Annotated in this window: 21 protein-coding genes; 16 read left to right on the forward strand and 5 right to left on the reverse strand. The window is 67.4% G+C overall.

Going from position 1 to position 18,761, the window contains the following annotated elements:
• Positions 1 to 45: 45 nt before the first annotated feature.
• A complete protein-coding gene (locus tag GGR43_RS15275) occupies positions 46 to 1,197 on the forward strand; it encodes a cupin domain-containing protein (RefSeq protein WP_188072852.1) in 1,152 nt (383 codons plus the stop codon).
• Positions 1,198 to 1,203: 6 nt separating this feature from the next.
• Positions 1,204 to 1,773 carry an rRNA large subunit pseudouridine synthase E gene (locus GGR43_RS15280; RefSeq protein ID WP_188072853.1) on the forward strand — a complete coding sequence of 190 codons (570 nt, stop codon included), beginning with the start codon at positions 1,204 to 1,206 and terminating at the stop codon, positions 1,771 to 1,773.
• On the opposite strand, the gene GGR43_RS15285 is transcribed toward GGR43_RS15280, so the two are convergent.
• Positions 1,774 to 2,448, reverse strand: coding sequence for a spermidine synthase (locus GGR43_RS15285; protein WP_188072854.1), 675 nt, complete (start codon positions 2,446 to 2,448; stop codon positions 1,774 to 1,776).
• Positions 2,449 to 2,552: 104 nt separating this feature from the next.
• On the opposite strand from GGR43_RS15285, the gene GGR43_RS15290 reads away from it, so the two are divergent.
• The 3 genes from GGR43_RS15290 to GGR43_RS15300 all read left to right on the forward strand — a co-directional run bounded on the left by GGR43_RS15290 (position 2,553) and on the right by GGR43_RS15300 (position 3,545).
• Positions 2,553 to 3,002 (forward strand): hypothetical protein, encoded by a 450-nt coding sequence (locus GGR43_RS15290; protein WP_188072855.1) that lies wholly within the window; start codon positions 2,553 to 2,555, stop codon positions 3,000 to 3,002.
• Positions 3,003 to 3,078: 76 nt separating this feature from the next.
• Positions 3,079 to 3,276 carry a hypothetical protein gene (locus GGR43_RS15295; protein ID WP_188072856.1) on the forward strand — a complete coding sequence of 66 codons (198 nt, stop codon included), beginning with the start codon at positions 3,079 to 3,081 and terminating at the stop codon, positions 3,274 to 3,276.
• Positions 3,277 to 3,359: 83 nt separating this feature from the next.
• Positions 3,360 to 3,545 (forward strand): hypothetical protein, encoded by a 186-nt coding sequence (locus tag GGR43_RS15300; RefSeq protein WP_188072857.1) that lies wholly within the window; start codon positions 3,360 to 3,362, stop codon positions 3,543 to 3,545.
• Between the two features lie 134 nt (positions 3,546 to 3,679).
• Here GGR43_RS15300 and GGR43_RS15305 read toward each other — a convergent pair whose 3' ends face one another.
• The gene (locus GGR43_RS15305) at positions 3,680 to 4,192 is read right to left on the reverse strand and encodes a hemerythrin domain-containing protein (protein WP_188072858.1); all 513 of its coding nucleotides are present in this window, start codon (positions 4,190 to 4,192) and stop codon (positions 3,680 to 3,682) included.
• A 188-nt stretch (positions 4,193 to 4,380) separates the two neighbouring features.
• On the opposite strand from GGR43_RS15305, the gene GGR43_RS15310 reads away from it, so the two are divergent.
• From GGR43_RS15310 to GGR43_RS15320, 3 genes are all read left to right on the forward strand, one after another.
• Positions 4,381 to 5,148, forward strand: coding sequence for a histidine phosphatase family protein (locus tag GGR43_RS15310; RefSeq protein ID WP_188072859.1), 768 nt, complete (start codon positions 4,381 to 4,383; stop codon positions 5,146 to 5,148).
• Positions 5,145 to 6,050, forward strand: coding sequence for an NAD(P)H-hydrate dehydratase (locus tag GGR43_RS15315; RefSeq protein ID WP_246343790.1), 906 nt, complete (start codon positions 5,145 to 5,147; stop codon positions 6,048 to 6,050). The genes GGR43_RS15310 and GGR43_RS15315 overlap by 4 nt, the downstream gene beginning before the upstream one ends.
• 78 nt (positions 6,051 to 6,128) lie before the next feature.
• Positions 6,129 to 6,758 (forward strand): class I SAM-dependent methyltransferase, encoded by a 630-nt coding sequence (locus GGR43_RS15320; protein ID WP_188072860.1) that lies wholly within the window; start codon positions 6,129 to 6,131, stop codon positions 6,756 to 6,758.
• On the opposite strand, the gene GGR43_RS15325 is transcribed toward GGR43_RS15320, so the two are convergent.
• Complete coding sequence (locus GGR43_RS15325; protein WP_425502230.1) at positions 6,725 to 7,681, reverse strand: DMT family transporter; 957 nt, start codon at positions 7,679 to 7,681, stop codon at positions 6,725 to 6,727. The genes GGR43_RS15320 and GGR43_RS15325 overlap by 34 nt on opposite strands.
• Before the next feature lie 115 nt (positions 7,682 to 7,796).
• On the opposite strand from GGR43_RS15325, the gene GGR43_RS15330 reads away from it, so the two are divergent.
• The 4 genes from GGR43_RS15330 (at position 7,797) to GGR43_RS15345 (ending at position 11,281) form a co-directional block, all read left to right on the forward strand.
• Positions 7,797 to 8,285: an Lrp/AsnC family transcriptional regulator gene (locus GGR43_RS15330; protein ID WP_188072861.1), complete on the forward strand. Its 489-nt coding sequence runs from the start codon at positions 7,797 to 7,799 to the stop codon at positions 8,283 to 8,285.
• 104 nt (positions 8,286 to 8,389) lie between these two features.
• Positions 8,390 to 8,992, forward strand: a complete 603-nt coding sequence (locus GGR43_RS15335) for a nuclear transport factor 2 family protein (protein ID WP_188072862.1) — start codon at positions 8,390 to 8,392, stop codon at positions 8,990 to 8,992.
• Complete coding sequence (locus tag GGR43_RS15340; protein ID WP_188072863.1) at positions 8,989 to 9,960, forward strand: nuclear transport factor 2 family protein; 972 nt, start codon at positions 8,989 to 8,991, stop codon at positions 9,958 to 9,960. Before GGR43_RS15335 ends, GGR43_RS15340 begins: the two co-directional genes overlap by 4 nt.
• Positions 9,961 to 10,228: 268 nt before the next feature.
• On the forward strand, positions 10,229 to 11,281 hold the full coding sequence (locus GGR43_RS15345; RefSeq protein ID WP_188072864.1) for a Rieske 2Fe-2S domain-containing protein: 1,053 nt from the start codon (positions 10,229 to 10,231) through the stop codon (positions 11,279 to 11,281).
• A 63-nt stretch (positions 11,282 to 11,344) separates the two neighbouring features.
• On the opposite strand, the gene GGR43_RS15350 is transcribed toward GGR43_RS15345, so the two are convergent.
• Positions 11,345 to 12,538: a multidrug effflux MFS transporter gene (locus GGR43_RS15350; protein ID WP_188072865.1), complete on the reverse strand. Its 1,194-nt coding sequence runs from the start codon at positions 12,536 to 12,538 to the stop codon at positions 11,345 to 11,347.
• Positions 12,539 to 12,644: 106 nt separating this feature from the next.
• Here GGR43_RS15350 and GGR43_RS15355 point away from each other — a divergent pair, with 106 nt between their 5' ends.
• The 4 genes from GGR43_RS15355 to GGR43_RS15370 all read left to right on the forward strand — a co-directional run bounded on the left by GGR43_RS15355 (position 12,645) and on the right by GGR43_RS15370 (position 15,855).
• Entirely contained in the window at positions 12,645 to 13,967 is a 1,323-nt protein-coding gene (locus tag GGR43_RS15355; protein ID WP_188072866.1) for an MFS transporter, read from the forward strand.
• A 193-nt stretch (positions 13,968 to 14,160) separates the two neighbouring features.
• A complete protein-coding gene (locus GGR43_RS15360) occupies positions 14,161 to 14,667 on the forward strand; it encodes a DoxX family membrane protein (protein ID WP_188072867.1) in 507 nt (168 codons plus the stop codon).
• 37 nt (positions 14,668 to 14,704) lie between these two features.
• Complete coding sequence (locus GGR43_RS15365) at positions 14,705 to 15,205, forward strand: nuclear transport factor 2 family protein (RefSeq protein ID WP_188072868.1); 501 nt, start codon at positions 14,705 to 14,707, stop codon at positions 15,203 to 15,205.
• On the forward strand, positions 15,205 to 15,855 hold the full coding sequence (locus tag GGR43_RS15370) for a hypothetical protein (RefSeq protein WP_188072869.1): 651 nt from the start codon (positions 15,205 to 15,207) through the stop codon (positions 15,853 to 15,855). The genes GGR43_RS15365 and GGR43_RS15370 overlap by 1 nt, the downstream gene beginning before the upstream one ends.
• Before the next feature lie 282 nt (positions 15,856 to 16,137).
• Here the strand turns inward: GGR43_RS15370 and GGR43_RS15375 are convergent, their stop codons facing one another.
• Entirely contained in the window at positions 16,138 to 18,597 is a 2,460-nt protein-coding gene (locus tag GGR43_RS15375; RefSeq protein ID WP_223177472.1) for a TonB-dependent receptor, read from the reverse strand.
• Positions 18,598 to 18,761 lie beyond the last annotated feature (164 nt).

Below are 18,761 nucleotides of genomic sequence, written 5' to 3' on the forward strand. Positions count from 1 at the left end.
AAAGCCTTTTTTGACAGCCGCCGCCGATCGGCGCATGGGCGGGGGATGAAGCTCGCCCATTTCGACGCCGGCCTTTTCCTGAACGGCTATTGGCAGAAGCGCCCTCTGCTGATCCGCAATCCGTGGGACGTATGGCGCAATCCGCTGGAGCCCGACGAACTGGCGGGCCTCGCCTGTGAGGAGGGCGTGGAAGCGCGCCTTGTCACGCGCGACGGGGATCGTCTGGCGATGGAATCCGGTCCGCTGCCCGAAGCCCGTTTCGGCGAACTGGGCGACGGACCGTGGACGCTGCTGGTGCAGGCGGTCGATCATCATGCGTCCGATGTCGCGGCGCTGATCGAGCCGTTCCGCTTCGTGCCGGACTGGCGCATCGACGATGTGATGGTCAGCTACGCCACCGACGGGGGCGGGGTCGGGCCGCATTACGATCAATATGACGTGTTCCTTGTGCAGGGGCTGGGCAGGCGGCGCTGGCGCGTGGGGCCGCGATGCGATGCCGCGACGCCGCTGGTGCCGCATGAGGATCTGCGCCTGATCGGCGATTTCGAGGCGACCGGCGACTGGATCCTCGAACCGGGCGACATTCTCTACGTGCCGCCCGGCTTCGCGCATGACGGCATCGCGGTCGGCGACGACTGCATGACCTATTCGATCGGCTTCCGCGCGCCCTCCCGCGCGGAGCTGGTCGAGGGCTGGTGCGGGCATCAGGCCGACGCGCTGGCCGAGGACGACCGCTATGCCGACCCCGACCTGACGATACAGGCCCACCCCGGCGAGATCGCCGCGCCCGCGCTCGACCGGCTGCATGCGATGGTGATGGAGGCGCTGTCCGACCGGGATGCCTTCGCCCGCTGGTTCGGCCTCCATGCCAGCCAGCCCAAATATGCCGAGGCGGACTGGCGGCCGGAAGAGCCGATCGGGCGGCAGGAGGTGCGCGCGTTGCTGGCCGAACGAGTGGCGCTGGTTCGCAATCCGGCCAGCCGCTTTGCCTTCATCCGCCAGCGGGAGGATGCGATCCTGCTGTTCGTGGATGGCCATTGCTTCGACTGCGCGGGCGATGCCGCCTCGCTGGCCGAGCAACTGTGCGCAGGCCCGGCCCTGACGGTCGATCCCGCCCTTGCCGCATCGCCCGCCGTCCTCGCCCTGATCGCCGCGCTGATCGATCAGGGCAGCCTGGCGTTCGACGACGGAGAGTGAGCGGCGATGGTCCTCCTCCTCTTCAACAAGCCTTATGGCGTCCTCTGCCAGTTCACCGATGAAAGCACCGGCCCGACCCGTCCGACGCTGGCGTCGTTCATCGACAGGCCCGGCGTCTACCCGGCCGGGCGGCTGGACCTCGACAGCGAAGGGCTGCTGCTGCTGACCGATGACGGCCGGTTGCAGGCGCGGATCGCCGACCCGCGTTTCAAGATGCCGAAAACCTATCTGGTGCAGGTCGAGGGCGATCCCGACGAGGCCGCGCTGGAGCGGTTGCGGCGCGGGGTACGCCTGAAGGACGGCCCGACCCTGCCCGCGCGGGTCGAGCGCATCGAGGCGCCGGCGCTCTGGCCGCGCGATCCGCCGGTCCGCTTCCGCAAGAGCGTGCCCGACTGCTGGCTGCGGCTGACGATCAGCGAGGGGCGCAACCGGCAGGTGCGGCGGATGACGGCGGCGGTGGGGCACCCGACGCTGCGGCTGGTGCGCTGGCGCATCGGCGACTGGACGCTGGACGGCCTCGCGCCGGGCGAGTCGCGCGTGGCGGCGGAGACAAGCGGCCCGAAAGGCGCGCGCTGATCACGCCCTTTTGGTGGCGAACCAGATGACGTGCCTCGGCCCCTTGCCGTTGCTGCGCGCCCGCACTGCGACTTCCTCGACGATCAAGCCGGCGCGGGCAAGGCGGCGGGCGAAGGCGGCGTCCGGCGCGGCGGACCATATCGCCATTATGCCGCCGGGCTTGAGCGCCGCCATCGCCGCCGCGATGCCCTGCGCCGAATAGAGCCGGTCGTTCGCCTGACGCACCAGCCCGTCCGGCCCGTTGTCCACATCGAGCAGTATCGCGTCATAGCTTTCCCGCGCCGCGCCGATCACATCGGCCACATCCGCCTGCACGAGGTGCACGCGCGGATCGTCGAGGCAGCCCGCCGCCAGCTCGGCCATCGGCCCGCGCGCCCAGTCGATGATTTCCGGCACCAGCTCCGCGACGGTGACCTGCCCGTCGCCGCCGAGCCGGGCCAGCGCGGCGCGCAGCGTGAAGCCCATGCCATAGCCGCCGATCAGCAGATGCGGGCGCGCCCTGCCGTGCAGCCGGTCGCAGGTGAGAGTGGCGAGCGCCTCCTCCGATCCGCTCATCCGGCTGCTCATCAGCTCGTTGCGGTCGAGGACGATCATGAAGTCCCTGCCGCGACGATAGAGGGTGAGTTCCGCCCCGCCGGGTACCCTGGCCGATCCGATATATTCGCGCGCCTGCATATGATTTCCCCTGCCGGCCGTTCGTCGCAACCGGCCCTTCGCCAGCGGCCTTCCGCCGCCCGCGAGGGTTTACGGCAAGCAGGGGCGGTGTCAAAGGAGGAAAGATGCGCTATTTCCTCGATACCGAATTCAACGGCTTTGGCGGCGACCTCATCAGCCTTGCGCTCATCCCGGAGTTTGGCGACCAGGAATTCTACGTCTCGCTTCCCCTGCCGGCGGAAATCCACCCCTGGGTGGCGCAGAATGTGATCCCCTATCTCCGCTTCGTGCCGCCGGGGGTCGATCATCAGCTGAGCCGTCTCGATGCGGCGCGGCATCTGGAGGCCTATCTGGCGAATGACCGCGATCCGCTGATCGTGGCGGATTGGCCGGACGACCTCGCCCATTTCTGCGGCCTGCTGGTGACCGGTCCGGGCGAGATGATCGCGCTCGACGGGCTGCGGCTGGAGCTGTTCAACGGCGTGGGGTTCAGCGCCGCCGCCAACAGCCGGATGCCGCACAACGCCCTGCACGATGCGCGCGCGCTGAAGGATTTTTACCTGAACGCGATCTGACCGCCCCAGGGAGGACGGACCGGGGAACGATTCGCGACGCGGCTTGTTGATCGATGGAACGTCCAAGGAGGGCGACATGGAACAGCAGGACAAGCGCGAGGATCGCGCGCAGGATCCGGCGGAAGGCCGGAACGATATTCCCCCGCCGGAAAAAGGCTCGCCGGGCGGCGATGAAAGCGCGGTTTCCGACGAGGCCGCGGAGCATGTCGAAAAGGGCAAGGACAAGGACGCCAATCCCCTTGCGCCGCCCATCAACATCCAGGGCGGAAGCTGAGGCGCTCCACGGCATTGCCCACGGAATTGCAGGACGCGCCGCCGCCGCGCGAGGCCCGGCGGGATGTTTCACGGGAAACGGAAATGGCGAAACAGGAAGATCATGACCGGGAAGCGGCCGAGAATCGCGGCAAGCGGGCGGTGCCCGGTTCCGGCGAGGTGAAGGGCAGCGGCGCGGGCGCCGGAGGCGGCGGCAATCCTGAGGATTTCGACAGCGACGCGGCGGCAGGCGGCGACGGCCCGCAACCGGATTCCCTGAAAGGGCGATAGCCGCCGGTAACCGCTTCCCTGTCCACAGGATATGCGCCCGGCGGTTTCTTCATTCCTCACGATTCATCGATCGGTCGTCCCCGAAGAGGGCGGGGGTTTTCTCCCGCCCTCGTCCGGTTGTTCCTGCGGGCGGCTCAGGCGGGGATGAGGTTCACCGCATTGGGCTTGGCCATCGGCAGGCCGGCGGCCTTGGCCTGACGCAGAAGTTCTTCCTTGCGCGCCATCATCCGGTCGCGCAATTCGACCAGATCGACGCCCGTCTCGCGGCATTGGGCGAACATGCCCTCCGACGGCATCTCCTCCTCGCGCACATGATGCTTGATCTCCTCGGACAGCACCTTGACCTTCGCATCGTAGAAATCGTCGGCGGGCGATCCCGCCTCGATATCGTTGATCAGCACCTTGGCGCCGTCATGCTCGACATAGGCCTCGTCGAGCGTGTGGTCCTCTATCTTGCCGCGAAAGGCCGGATAGAAGATTTCTTCCTCTATCGTCGTGTGGATTTTCAGCTCGGTGCAGATTTCATGGGCGATATCCTGCTTCCGGCCCGCGGACCGCGCCTTTTCGAACTGCTCGAACAATTGCTCGACCTTGCGATGATCCGCCTTCAGCAGCGCGATCGCGTCGGTAAACCCGTTCGTCTTCATGATGCTCTCCTCTTTCGCTTTCCTGTCTCCGGTTCCTCAGCAACCGTCCATGGGAGGCGCCGGTTCCCTGCGAACCGCTCGCAACGGGACGGATGGAGCGGCGGGGGATCGAAACCGCGCCTTCGGCCGTTGGTCCCCTCGCACAAGGTCCGCCGCATCAGGGCCCGCAGCATCAGGAAAGGGAGGATATGCGCTCGATCCACTGGCCCCGGCAGCTCATCATCGTGCGGCACGGGCAGAGCGCGGGCAATGTCGCCCGCGATGCCGCGACCCAGTCCGCGATCGACCGCATACCCCTTTCCGAACGCGATGCCGACGTGCCGCTGAGCGAGGCCGGGCGGCGGCAGGCGACCGCGCTCGGCCACTGGTTCGCCAGCGGCCGGGAGGAGGACCGGCCGGAGGTGCTGCTGTCCTCTCCCTACAGGCGCACCTGCCAGACGGCGGAGCTGTTCCGCGCGGCGGGCGGCTGCGCGCCGGATATCCCGATCTGCTTCGACGAGCGGCTGCGGGAGAAGGAGTTCGGCATCCTCGACGGCCTCACCGTCACCGGCATCCGCAATCTCCAGCCCGAACAGGCGGCGCTGCGCCAGCTGCTCGGCAAATTCTATCACCGGCCGCCGGGCGGCGAGAGCTGGTGCGACGTCATCCTCCGCCTGCGCTCGGTGCTCGATACGATCGCGCTGCACCATGCCGACCGCCGGGTGATCCTCTTCACCCATCAGGTAGTCGTGCTGTGCATGCGCTATATCATCGAAGGCATGACCGAGGCCGAGATATTGGCGATCGACCGTGCGCAGGACGTCGCCAATTGCGCGATCACCGACTATCGGCTCGATTCCGAGGGCGGCGACGGTGGCGCGCTGGTGCTGCACCGCTACAACGTCACCGCGCCGATGCGCGAGGAGGCCGCGCCGGTCACCCGCGCACCCGACGCGATCCAGGGCGTGCGGGGATGAGCGACATGCTGATCGACCGCGACTGGCTCGCCGCGCACCCGTTGCCCGTGATCGACGACGGCTGCGACAAGAACGGCCGGGGACGCGTGCTGGTCGCGGGCGGGGCGGAGTTCGTGCCCGGCGCGCTGCGCCTCACCGGCGAGGCGGCGCTGCGCGCGGGCGCGGGCAAGCTCCAGATGGCGACGGTGCGCCCCGCCGCCCTGCCGCTGGGCGTGCTCGTGCCCGAAGCCGCGATGATCGCGCTGCCCGCGCAGGACGATGGAGAGATTGCGGCGGGCGCGGCCGAGCTGCTGATCGAGCGGGCCAGCCGCTGCGACATGCTGATCCTGGGGCCGGGGATGAGCGCCAGCACCCGCACCGACGAACTGGTCGCGCGCGTGCTCGAAGGGGTGGAGGCGCCGCTGGCGATCCTGCTCGACGCCGCCGCGCTGACCGCCGCGCGCGATCTCCGCCCGTTGATCGCGCGCCATGACGGGCGGGTGATCCTGACGCCGCATCATGGCGAAATGGCCATATTGGCCGACCTGCCGCCCGAAGACGTGGCGCGCGACGCTCCGGCGGTTGCAGCCGCCATCGCCGCCGAATTCGGCGCGGTGGTGCTGCTCAAGGGCGAGGAAAGCGTGCTCGCCGGTCCGGCGGGCGAGCGGCTGCGCTATGCGGGCGGCGGCGCGGGGCTGGCCACCGGCGGATCGGGCGACGTGCTGGCCGGAATCATCGGCGGGCTGGCGGCGCGGGGCGCGTCCCCGTTGCACGCGGCGGCCTGGGGCGCGTGGGTCCATGGCGAGGCGGGACGCAGGCTGGAAAGCGCGATGGGCGGCGTCGGCTTCCTCGCGCGCGAACTGCTGCCCCTCATTCCCCGGCTGCTGAACGGCCATGCCGACGAAGGATCGAAATGCCCGTGAAATTCGCGGGTGCAGGAACAAAGGGCGGCCGGGGCCATTCTATTTCCATGCCGCCAGAGCAACTGCCGTGAGGAGAAGATGGCGATACCCGATCACCCCCTGCATTCCGCCGGTTCGATATCGAGCGAACCCGTTCCCTCGCCGCTGGGCATCAGCTTCGGGGAGTTTCTCAAGCACCCGCTGAAGGTCGGTTCGGCTTTTCCGGCGTCCGACAGGATGGTTCGCCGCATGCTGGCGCCGATCAAATGGGGCGCGGTCGGTCTGTGCATCGAATATGGGCCGGGCACCGGGGTGTTCACCCGCGCGATCCTCTCCCGCCTGCCGCGCTCCGCCACGTTGCTGGCCGTGGATACCAGCCGGGAATTCACCCGCCATCTCCAGCGGCATATCGACGACCCGCGCCTGCGCGCGGTCACCGGGACGGCGGCGGACATAGAGCAGATCGCCGCGCGGCTCGGCCTTGGGCAGGCGGACGCCATCCTGTCCGGCCTGCCCTTTTCCACCCTGCCGCAGGAAACCGCAGCCGCTATCGTCGCATCGAGCGCGCAGCTGCTGCGGCCGGGCGGGCATTTCCTGGCCTATCAGATGCGCGCGGCCGTCCACCCCCATCTCACGCGGCATTTCGCCCGCGTGGACAAGGGGTTCGAATGGTGGAACATCCCCCCTTGCCACCTTTATTGGGCTACAGGTCCGCGCCGTTCCCGCTGATGCGCCGAAAGGCAGCTGACGACGCTGAGCACGACGAGGACGAAGGCGGCGGCCTCGGTCGCCGTCGGCAGGCGCTGTTCCCATAAGAAGGCGTAGAGCAGCGCGAAGAGCGTTTCGAACAGGATCATCTGCCCGACCAGCGTCAGCGGCAGCAGCCGGCTCATCCGGTTCCACAGCGTGTTCCCGGCGAGCGAGGCGAAGATCGCGACGCCGATCGAAACGCCCGCAAAGGTCGCCCAGTCGCCCGCCGCGCGGTTCCAGTCGTCGAGCGCCAGCGTCGCCGGGATCAGCAGCAGCGCCTGCGCGCCCGTGACGATGCCGATCAGCAGGTTCCAGTCGTGGACGGACACCCGGTCGAGGCGTGCGAGGCATCGGCTGTTGCTGACCGCGAAGGCCGTCCATGAGGCGAGCGCGCCGATCGCGCAGGCAAGGCCGATCAGTTGATCCCGCACCGAGCCGGAGGCGGGCGCGGCGATCGCCTGCCAGCCGATGCAGACCGCGCCCGCCGCGCACAGCAGCAGCGATGGGGTGAGGCGCGCAAGCGGCACCGCGCCCCGGTCGCGGCTGCCGATAATGGTGACGGCGACCGGCAGGAAGCCGATCACCAGCGAGGTCATCGCGATGCCGCCGGTCTGCACCGCGGTCGCCAGCAGCACATAATAGAGCGTGTTTCCGGCAAGGGCGAGCCAGCCCAGCGCCAGCCAGTCGCGGCGCGACAGCAGCGCGACCAGCCGCCGCCGGCGCGGCGCGACCAGCAGCGCGGAGAGCAGGCCATAGGCGAGATAGCGGCCGACCGTCAGCTGAAGCGGGCTGAACGCGCGCGCCAGTTCCGGCGCGAGGAACACCAGCCCCCACAGCGCCCCCGCGCCCATGCCGCACAGCACGCCCATCGGGGTCGATCCGGCATGGGGAGCATGTCCCAACAGGCTTGTCCGCACCGCTTTCCCTTTCGTGCTTGAATGACCGGGTGAGACATATCAGCGCATATGTGGGTTGTGCGCTCTTGATTGGCGGGCAAAATGCAACAAAAACTCGCTGATGGCCAAGCGACCTCTTCCTTCCGCCCGCCCGCTCGATTCGTTCGACCGCGAAATCCTCCGCATCGTCCAGCAGGACAACAAGACGCCGCAGCGGATGATCGCCGAGGCCGTCCATCTTTCCGCCGCCGCCGTGCAGCGGCGCATCGCGGCGATGGAGCAGGCCGGGGTGATCCGCCGCAATGTGGCGCTGGTCGATCCCGATGCGCTGGCGGTGAGCGTTACCGCGATCGTGGAGGTTTTCCTGCGCGACGAGCGCACGGCGAGCATCGACCGCGCCAAGGCGCTGTTCCGCGCCACGCCGGAGGTGCAGCAATGCTATTACACCACCGGCGGCACCAGCTTCGTGCTGGTGATCCTGACGCAGGACATGCGCTCCTACGAAGCGCTGACCCGCAGCCTCTTTTCCGACCATGAATGGGTGGCGAGCTTCCGCACGCTGGTCGCGCTGGACCGGGTGAAGGCCGACACGTCGATCGTCATTCCCTGACTGGGGTGCCGCTGCCGGCCCTGATCCTGCCTGTCCGCCGGGGGGATGGACAGCAGTCGGAAAAATGCCTACAAAATATTATCCTATTTATCGGAGGTGAGAGGATGAGGAAAGAGGATGACGCGGCCCCCAGGGGGCAGGAAACCGGGATCAGCCGCCGGCATCTGGCCGCGCTGCCGCTGGGCGCGGCCGCACTGGCGGCGATGGCGGGCAGCGCCCCGGCGCGGGAAACGCTCGAAGGCCCCTCGCTGGCGGAGCGGGCGGCGATCGAGGATCTCTTCACCAGCTATGTCTGGTCCTATGATTGCAGCGACGTCGCGCTCTTCCTCTCGCTGTTCGTCGAGGACGACCCGCTCGTCGTCGGCATGGGCAAGCCGCATCGCGGCAAGAAGGCGATGGCCGACTGGTTCGCCTATCTGCTGGACATAAGGGAGAGGGAAAACGGGCTGTGGCTGCATCAGGCGGCGCATCATCACTATCGCTGCCACGGCGCGAACTGGCTGGTCTACAGCTATGCGACGCATTTCGCCTATGACCTCGGCGCGAAGGGCTATGCGGTGCGCAGCCTGGGCTATTTCGTCAGCGAACTGGTCCGCGCCGGGCAGGGCTTCCGCTTCCGCCGGTTCAGCATCGCCCATTGGGACAAGACCGCGCTGCCATGGTCGAAGCCGCTGCCCTGGGCCGAAGCCGACGGCCTGAAGTCATGATCGGGCGGCTGCGGGGCCTCGTGCCGGGGCTTGCGTTGGCGGCGCTGGCGGTCGGGGCGGCGGCCGTGCCGCTCCTGCCCCTCCACGCGCAAGCCGGGGCGGAGAGCGACCATCGCGCGCGGACCGAGGCGACCCGCGCTGTCGCGACGCAATTCCTGCGCCGCATGTTCGTGGACCGCGATGTCCGCCGCGCCTATGACGATTTCGCCGCGCCGGATCTGATCCAGCACAACCCGATGATGGCGGACGGGCTGGCGGGGCATCGCGCCTATTTCGCGCAGCTGGAGCAGCGCGCGGGAAGCAGCGCGGGCTGGGCCAATGTCAACAACATGATCCTGGTCGACGGCGATCTGTTCGCCCTGCATCACCATGCCTTTACCGGGCCGGACGACAGGGGCCGGGTGTTCGTCGATATCTGGCGCGTGGCGAACGGCAGGATCGTCGAGCATTGGGACGTGATCCAGCCCATTCCCGCCGAAATGGCGCATGACAACGGCATGGGATGCGGCAAGGGCGAGGATCATGCCGCCGCGCTTGCGCTGCGCGACACGATCGCCGCGCCCGCCTGCGGCCTGCCCGACAGCGCCGCCTCCCGCAGCCGGAGCCTGGAGGTGGTGGACGCCTATGACCGCATGCTGCGCGGCGGACAGGTGAGGGAGGCGGTCGACCGGATGCTGACGGACGACTACCGGCAGCACAGCCCGCTCATAGCGGACGGAAAAGCGGGCGCGCTGGCCTTTCTGGAACGGCTGCTCGACAAGGACGCCGCTGCCAAACTGGTGATGGGGCCGGTGCGGATCATCGCGGAAGGGGACTTCGTGCTGATGCACCGGCTGACGCGCTATGCCGATGGGATGCGCACCGCCAATGTGGAAATCTTCCGGGTGCGGGACGGCCGGATCAGCGCCCATTGGGACGTGAAGCAGCCGATTCCCGAAACGGCCGCCAACGGCAACGGCATGTGGTGAGACGGTCGGAAGCCCTGCCGATGGCCTGATCGCCGCGCCCTTCGCACCCCGTTCAACAGAGGGGGTGACATTTCCGCATCATACGGATATAGTATCCAATATAGTCTAACAATAATGAGTCCGGATGCCCGTGCGGCGCTGGACGGCGTGTCGGGAGAGGGCCAGCGCGAGACGGGAAATACCGGTCGGAACTGGCCCATGCTTGTGAACGAGAAGGGATGGCCCGCCGGGGAGCGGCGGCGCGGTTCCGCAATGGAGGGATGATCGCATGTATTTACGCAATTGCTGGTATCTTGCCGGTTGGCGGAGCGACTTCGCCGATGGGCAAGTCCATGCCGTTACCATCTTGAACGAGCCGCTGGCGGTGTATGTGACCGGCCACGGCAAGGCCGTCGCGCTCGAGGACCGCTGCCCCCATCGGGCCGCGCCGCTGTCCAAGGGGCGGCGCGAGGGCGACGACATACGCTGCATGTATCATGGCATCATGTTCGGCCCCGACGGCGCCTGCACCGAACTGCCCGGCCAGCCGGTCATCCCGCCGTCGGTGTGCGTGCGCAGCTATCTGGTGGAGGAACGCCATGGCGGCGTCTGGGTCTGGATGGGCGACGCCGCGCTGGCCGACCCGTCGCTGATCCCCGATTTCATCGGCCCCGACAGCGAGGAGTTCGCGATCACCGCGTCGCATCTGGACATCGCGGCCGAGGGGCAACTGCTGATCGACAATCTGCTCGACGTGTCGCACGCGCCCTATGTGCATGAGGCGACCTTCGGCGCCGGGGACCGCAAGACCATCCAGATGCAGATCGAGGGCGAGCATCAGGCGGTGACCACCCGCCTGGCGCGCGGCGTGCACATCGAACGCTGGCATGTGGGGCGGCAGAAGAACCCCTATGTGCCGGACATGCCGTCCGACGATCTGGTCATCAACGAGGTGAACGTGCCGGGCGTGTTCACGCTGCGGACCCGCTGCTACGCGCCGGGCGTGCAGCAGCGCTGCGGCGCCGACGGCATCCCCGCCGAGGATCCGATTCTGGAACGCTCGGTCGGGCAGGTCGTCACCCCGGTGGCGCCGGGCCGCTGCAAGCTGTTCTTCGCGGTGGGGCCATGGGCGCGCCGCGCCGAGCTGAAGCAGCGCGTGTTCGACATCGCCTGCGAGGCGTTCCAGGAGGACGAGGCGATCATCGAGGCGCAGCAGCAGATCATCGACAAGACCCCCGACCGGCCGATGATGACGCTGGGGATGGACGGGCCGCTGGTGCGCTACATGAACATCGTGCGGCGGCTGAAGAAGGAAGAGGAAGGCGAGGCGGTGGCCGCCTGACGGCCGGGCCATGCATCGATGCGGCGGGGAAGGGCGGGGCGCGGCGGCGATCCCGCCCTTTCCTCATTCGGCGGGCTGGGGATCGGGCTCGCGCGCGACCAGCCGGAAGGTCGCGAGCGCCGAGCCGACGAGGCAGAAGGCGACGACGACCGCAAGCCCGCCGCCGTCGCCCCGATAGGCGAGGCCCGCGATCCACGAGGCGATCGCGCCCGCGGTGAAGGTCGTCGCCCCGAACAGGGCGGCGGTGGAGCCGCTGCGCAGAGGATCGACGCCCAATCCCCCCGCCATCGTGTTCGCCTGCACCGGCGCGATGCTGGCGACGACGAGGAAGAGCAGGCCGACCAGCACCGGCAGGCCGCCCGCACCGGTTGCGGCGAACAGCAGCAGCGCGGAGGCGAAGACCAGCGCGTTGCGGGCCGACAGGCGCAGCACCTGCGCGGGCATGCGCGTGCGGAGCAGCCTCCGGTTGATCTGGTTGGCGCAGACGAGGCCGACCGAATTGGCGGCGAAGAGGATGCTGAAGGCGCGCGGCGTCATGCCGTATCCGTCGATCAGCACCGTCGCGGAATTGGCGACATAGGTGAAGAAGGCCGCGCTGTTGCATGCCGCCGTGGCGAGATAGCCGAGCAGCTGGCGGTTGCGCAGCAGCGCGACATAGCTGCGGAAAGGATGCTCGAACCGAGCATTGGCGGCGGTGGCGGCGGAGCGGCTTTCGGTGAGGACGGGAAAGGCGAACAGCAGCGTCAGCAGGCTGAACGCGGCCATGACGAGGAAGATGAGGCGCCATTCGCCGAACTGGATGATCCCCGCGCCGATCATCGGCGCCAGCACCGGCGCCATGCCGCCGATCAGCGCGAGCAGGGAAAAGAGGCGCGCCGATTCGCGCGCGTCGAGCCGGTCCCGCACCACCGCCCGGCCCGATACCATCACCGCGCAGGCGCCCAGCGCCTGGAACAGGCGGGCGGCGAGCAGCACGGGGAAGGCGGTCGCCATCGCGGCGACCAGCGAGGCGAGGGTGAACAACGCCAGCCCGGAGAGGATCATCGGCCGCCGCCCCAGCCGGTCCGACAGCGGACCCGTCACCAGTTGCCCCGCCGCTATGCCGATCAGGAACACCGAGACGCTCTGCCCGGCCAGCCGCGCCGAAATGCCCAGATTGGCCGCCAAAGCGGGCATGGCGGGCAGGTACATGTCGATGGCCAGCGGCGCGATCGCGCCGAAGGTGGCCAGCAGGATGATTTCTTTACGGGTCAGCATCGGGCCTCTGGCTGGTTGGGGGTTGCGCCGGGGAAAAAGCGATATACAATAAATCGTATAACATGATGGTATACTAAATATGCCGAGAGGTTCAAGGAGAGAAGCCGTGAGTCATGCTGACGCCGGTTCCGGCCGCGCCCGCTGGACGCCCAAGCAGGTTCAGCTGCTGGTGCTGTTGCAGCTCATCTTCATATTCGACGGGGTCGACATGCAGATCATTGCCGTCGCGCTGCCCGCGATCGTCGGCGACTGGAACTTGCCGCTGTCGGCGTTCGGGCTGGCGATGGCGGCCGGGCATGCCGGGTCCTTCGTCGGCGCGCCGGTGGTGGGGATGCTGGCGGACCGCTGGGGGCGGAAACCGGTCATCATCGCCGGGGCGCTGCTGTTCGGGACGATGACGATGCTGCTGGCGCTGGCACGCGACCCGCAACAACTGGTGCTGTTGCGCTTCATCGCCGGGCTGGGGCTGGGCGGGTGCGTGCCGCCCGCGCTCGCGCTGGTGACCGAAAGCATGCCCGCCCAGCGGCGCGGCCTGTGCGTCGCGCTGTCGATGGTGTGCCCGCCGATCGGCATCGCGCTGGCCGGGTTGCTGGCGAAATGGCTGATTCCGGCGATCGGCTGGGAAGGGCTGTTCCTGACCTGCGGGCTGGCGCCGATCGCCATCGTGCTCCTGCTGGTCTTCTTCCTGCCCGAATCCCCGGCCTTCCTCGCGTTGCGCGGCGGCAACGAGCAGAAGCTCGCCGCGCTGCTCAAGGCGCTGGCGCTGGAGGCGCCCTCGTTCCGGTCGCGGCAGGGAGACGTGCCGTTCTTCGCCGCCTTCGGCACCATCTTCGCGGCGGAGCGGCGGGTCGCGGTCGCGGGCCTGTTCGCCGCCTTCTTCTTCGGCTATCTGACGATGAGCCTGGTGCTCGGCTGGCTGCCCTCGATGTTCACCGCGTCGGGCTATCCCCATGCGCTGGCCGCCACCTCCATCTCCATCTTCAGCCTGGCGGGCATCGCCGGGGTGCTGGCCACCGGCTGGCTGATCATGAACTGCGGCGAGAGGCTGACGACCAACATCCTGATCGGCGGCGGGATAGTGGTCGCGCTGCTGCTGGGCCTGACGCTGCCCGCGCCCGACCTGCTCCAGTCCCTTCCGCTGGTCAGCATCATGCTGCTGTCCTTGCTGGGCATGACGATGAACGGCTTGGTCACCGCCCTTTATACCGGCGCGTCGAGCCTGTTCCCGCCCCATGTCCGGTCCAGCGGCATTGGGCTGGGCAGCATGGTCGGCCGATCCGGTGCGATGTTCGGCGGGTTCGTCGGGCCGTTCGCCATCGGCCAGCATGGGCCATGGGGCTTCTTCCTCGTCGGCGCGATTTTGCTGGGGCTGGCGATGCTCGGTTTCAATCTCCGGCGCCAGCGGCTGGCGCCCTCGCCCCTGTCGTGACGTGCCGGGCCATCCCGGCCTTGCATTGCCGCGCGGGCCGGGCTTTTCTGCATTCCGGCCGGGCTTGCGTCCCGCATCGATATCGTATACTCATATAATATTCAATATGTGATAACAGTCTGACGATAACAGTCTGACCGGGTGAGCGCGGGTGAAGCGACCGGCGCGCCGGGGGACATGAGGAGAGGAACGAATGACGGACATGACCATGGGGGCAGGCGCCCGGCAACCGGGCGCGCGGCGCGAGGGGCGGGCCTTCACCATCTTCATCTATGCGGTGCAGTTCTTCTTCGGCGGCTGGTTCCTCGCCCATGGCGCCAATCACTGGCTCGAATTCTTCCCCCGGCCGTCGGGGTCGTCGTCCACCTCGCATGAGCTGATCGCCGCGCTCAACCATTCGGGCCTGTTCGTGATGGTGAAGGCGCTGGAGATCGTGACCGGCGTGCTGCTGCTTGCCAACCGCTTCGTGCCGCTGGCAGCGGTCGCGGCCTTTCCCGTCACCCTGTCGATCGCGCATCTCAACCTCGTCGCCAATGACGATGCGATGAGCCATGCGGTCGGGGTTATCATCATCCTGCTCAACGGTCTGATCGCGCTCGGCCATCTCGACAAGTTCCTGCCGATGCTGGTGATGAACAATGGCGACCCGACCGATCGGGGGCTGCGCCAGCTGTTCGGCCGCCGCCGCGACGAGCGCTGATCCGGCCGATCTCCCAATCGAATAAAAGGAAAAGACGATGCGAGCATGGGTGCATGGCTTGTGCATAGCGGCGGGCATCGCGGCGCCGGTCGCGCTGACCTTCTGGTTCACGTCCGACTATGGACCGCGCAGCAAGGCGCATTATGCCGCGGTGGAGGAAAGCCAGGCGACACCGAAGGAGGTCGTGATGGCGTTCGAGAAGATGGGCATCGACGAACGCAGGCCGAAAGAGGCGGTGGAGCGCTATTTCTCGCCCGACGTGATCGACCATGATCCCAATGTCGCGGGCGACCGGCAGTCGATCATCGATCATCTTTCCGCCCTCGACTGGGACAAGGCGGGGCCGACGCGCACGATCAAGCATGTTATCGCCGAGGGCGACATGGTGGCGGTGCATCATCATCTCGTCCGCCAGCCGGGAACGAAGGGGATCGCGGCGGTCGACATGTTCCGCGTGAAGGAGGGCAAGATCGTCGAGCATTGGAGCGTGCTCCAGCCGCTGCCCGAAACCTCGCCCAACCGCCATGGAGCCTTCTGATGTCTGACGCGGCGCGCATCGCGCATATCGACGGCGCGCGGGCGGTGGTCATCGTCCGCTGGGTGCTGGGGGTGCAGTGCCTGCTGTCGGGGTTGAACTGGTGGTTTCGGATATTGCCCTTCCCCAACATCCTCGATCCGGTCGGCGGGCCGATGAAGCATCAGGTGATCGCCGCGATGATCGCGACCGGATGGATGTTCAGCGCCGCCAAGATCGTCGAGATTCTGGTCGGGGTGGCGCTGCTCGCGAACCGGTTCGCGGTGCTGATCCTCGTCGTGGCCTTCCCGATCCTGATGACGACCTTCCTGCTCGACGCCATTCCGTTCGGCCGCGCGGCGGTGGGGTTCGCGGCAGGGCAGGTGACGGGCGCCAATTTGTGGGCGGCCTTTCTCGACATGATCTTCTTCGGCGGCGCGGTGTTCCTGATGCAGGGCCATCTGATGATCGAATGGTTCGGCAATTACCGGCAGCTCTTCACCCCCACGCCGGACGCGGCGGTGCCGGATCGCGGCTGGTCCTGCCCGCGCGCGATGGCGGTGCTGCGCTGGGCGTCGATCCTGATCGGCGGCGCGTCGACGGTCTGGATCGTCGGCATGGTCGGGCAATGGCTGATCCCGTGGAGCAGCCTCGCGGTACTGGCGCCGCGCTGAGGCGCGTGAAGGAACGTTGCCCGTGTGGGCGGTGTGGGGAAGGGCTGATATAGCCCCGATCGTCACCCTGAGCCTGGTTGGCTGCGCTGGCCTTCGGCTCAGCGGCCATTTCCCCGGATTGAGCAGCTTGATGGAGCTGAAACAAGTTCAGCATGACGATTGAAGGCGAAGGTCCACTTCTGCCCACCGTCACTCATTGCGGCGAGTTCACAAAACAGCATGACCGCCCAAAAAGAACGGCGGCCCGCAAGGACCGCCGCTCCATGATCCCGCCGCTTCGCGTCAGAAGCGGTAGTTCAGTTCCAGCCCGACCTCGCGCGGCCGCCCCAGATCCAGCATCTCGAACCCGAACACCGCATCGTGCCTGCCCGCGCCCAGGCCGGGGGAATCGAGCGAGGCGGGGCCCGCCGGGTCGAAGCCGCCGGTGAGATAATATTTGTCCAGCAGGTTGTTGCCGGTCAGCGCGATGCTCCATCCCGCCTTGGATCGATATTCGATCCGGCCGTTGAGCAGCCCGTAGGACGGCAGCATCACCATGTTGGTCGGCGAGGCGGTGCTGGCCTGGCTGTCCTTCCACCCCCAGTTCAGGTCGAACGAGGCTTCGCCGGCGTCGGATACCGGTACGCTATAGCTCGCGCCGAGACTGTACGACCATTTCGGGCTGCGGAAATAGGGCGTGGTCCGGGCGATCTGCACGATGCCGGAATTGATGCCCAATATGTCGTCATTATAGCGGGTGTGGACATAGCCGCCGCTCGCCCGCAACAGCAGGCCGCCGATGGGCGCGGCCATCAGCTCCACCTCCACGCCCTTGACCGTGGCGTCGCCGTTGACGGTGAACTGCGTGGGCGGCGGCGCGGAATCGATATACTGGATCTGCTGGTCCTTGTAATCGGTGTAGAAGCCGGTGATGTTGAAGCGCAGCTTGCGGTCGAACAGATCCGAGCGCAGGCCGACCTCATAGGTCCACAGATTTTCCGGCGCGAAGCTGGACAGCCCGCAGACCTGCGGATCGACGCAGTTGGTTTCCACCGTGTCGTTGAAGCCGCCGCCCTTGAAGCCCTTGGCCGCCGACACATAGGTCATCACATCGTCGTTCCAGTGATATTCGAGGCCGAAGCGCGGCGACAGGTTGGACCAGCTGTCCTTCACCGTATGCGCCATCGCGACCCCGCCGATGCGGCCGCGGCCCTCGCGGAAGGCGGTATATTCCTTGGTGTCGCGGTTCCAGCGCAGGCCCAGCGTCGCGACCAGCCCGTCCGTTATGGAAAAGCTGCCCTGCCCGAACAGCGCGATGCTCTTCGTCGTGATGAACTTCTGCTCCAACTCGCCCAGCCCGATCCCGTCGGCCGGATTGACGAAGAGCGAGCCGTCGTCGGCATAGGCGCTGTTGCTGTTGGAGCCGGACCCCAGCCGCCGCCGGTAATCCTCCGCCTTGTCCCAATAATAGAAGGCGCCGACCACCCATTTCAGCCGGTCGGCGAAGGACTGGCCGGTGAACTGGAATTCCTGCGTGAAATATTCGATCCCGATCCGCTCGTTAAGGCCATAGAGCGGCAGCGGCGAACGGTCGAAATCCTGGTTCTGGGTCTGGTCGAGATCGCGGTAGCCGGTCAGCGACTTGGCCGTCACCGTGTCGCTCAGCTCATAGGCGATGGTGCCCGCCAGCCCGTAGGACTTGAACCGGTTGGTGTCGGGCACCAGCCCGCCATAGACCTCGTAGCGGCCGCCCGCCTGGCCGAGGAAATAGGCGAGGTCGGCCGCCGCGTTGGTATATCCCGACGGCGATGCGCCGGCGGGTGCCAGCGCGCGCGCCTGCGCGCCCCGCGTCACGTTGGATGCGCTGCAGGTCGGGCTGACCGCGACGCAATAGAGCGCCGTCGGGTAGAGGTCGGTCGGCTCATAGCGGGCAATGACCGTCGGCGATCCGTCGTCATGCGTGCGGATGGTGTCGGCCGACAGTTCGATATCGAGGCGCGGCGTCGGCTGCCAGCGCGCCTGCGCCCGCATCACGGTCGAGTTCCGGTCGCCCAGCCGGTCGCCGTCGATGATGCGCGTGACATAGCCGTCCTGGTTCTTCTGCGAGGCGGAGAAGCGGACCGCCAGCGTATCCGCCAGCGGCAGGTTGAGGTTGGCCGACAGGTCGCGGCGCTGATAGCTGCCGATCGCGGCGCGCACATTGCCCGACACGGCGGCGAAATCCGGCCGCTTGGTGACGTAGCGGATCGCGCCGCCCGCCGTATTGCGGCCGAACAGCGTGCCCTGCGGCCCGCGCAGCACCTCGACCCGCTCCACATCCAGCAGGTCGAGCAGCGCGCCGTTGGGGCGGGCGAACAATATGTCGTCGACATAGACGCCGACCGAGCCTTCCTGCGTGACGAAGCCCGACGGCGCGCCGCCGATGCCGCGAATGGCGAAGGAGGCGATCGCGTTGCCCTGCGCCATCGTGCCGCCGATGCTGACATTGGGAATGAAGGTGTCGAACTTGTCGAGGCTGTCCACGCCTGCGGCGGCGAGTTGGTCGCCATTGAGCGCGACGACCGACAGCGGCGTGTCCTGCAGGCTCTGTTCATAGCGCTGCGCGGTGACGATGATGTCGGCTATTCCGCCCCTGGCGGAAGGATCGGCCAGTGCGGTTTCGTCCTGCGCGAAGGCGCCGGTGGCGATGATGGCGGTGGCAAGGCCGAATGTCGCGGCGCCCGTTTTCAGGCTGGCGCGGATAGGGGTTTTCAACGATCGCATATCAACTTCCTCTCCCCGTGATTGCTTCGTTTGGCCCGGCACGGCCGCTCAGCAGACGGTGCGGGCAGGTGTCTACTCTAATAGTATCCAATATAGTTAGTCAATAATGTTTAAAAATCCGCATTTCCGGCTGTTTTCCGTGCCATTCGGTCTATCCGTTTCCC

This window comes from Sphingobium jiangsuense (assembly GCF_014196495.1).
GTDB classification, from domain to species: domain Bacteria; phylum Pseudomonadota; class Alphaproteobacteria; order Sphingomonadales; family Sphingomonadaceae; genus Sphingobium; species Sphingobium jiangsuense.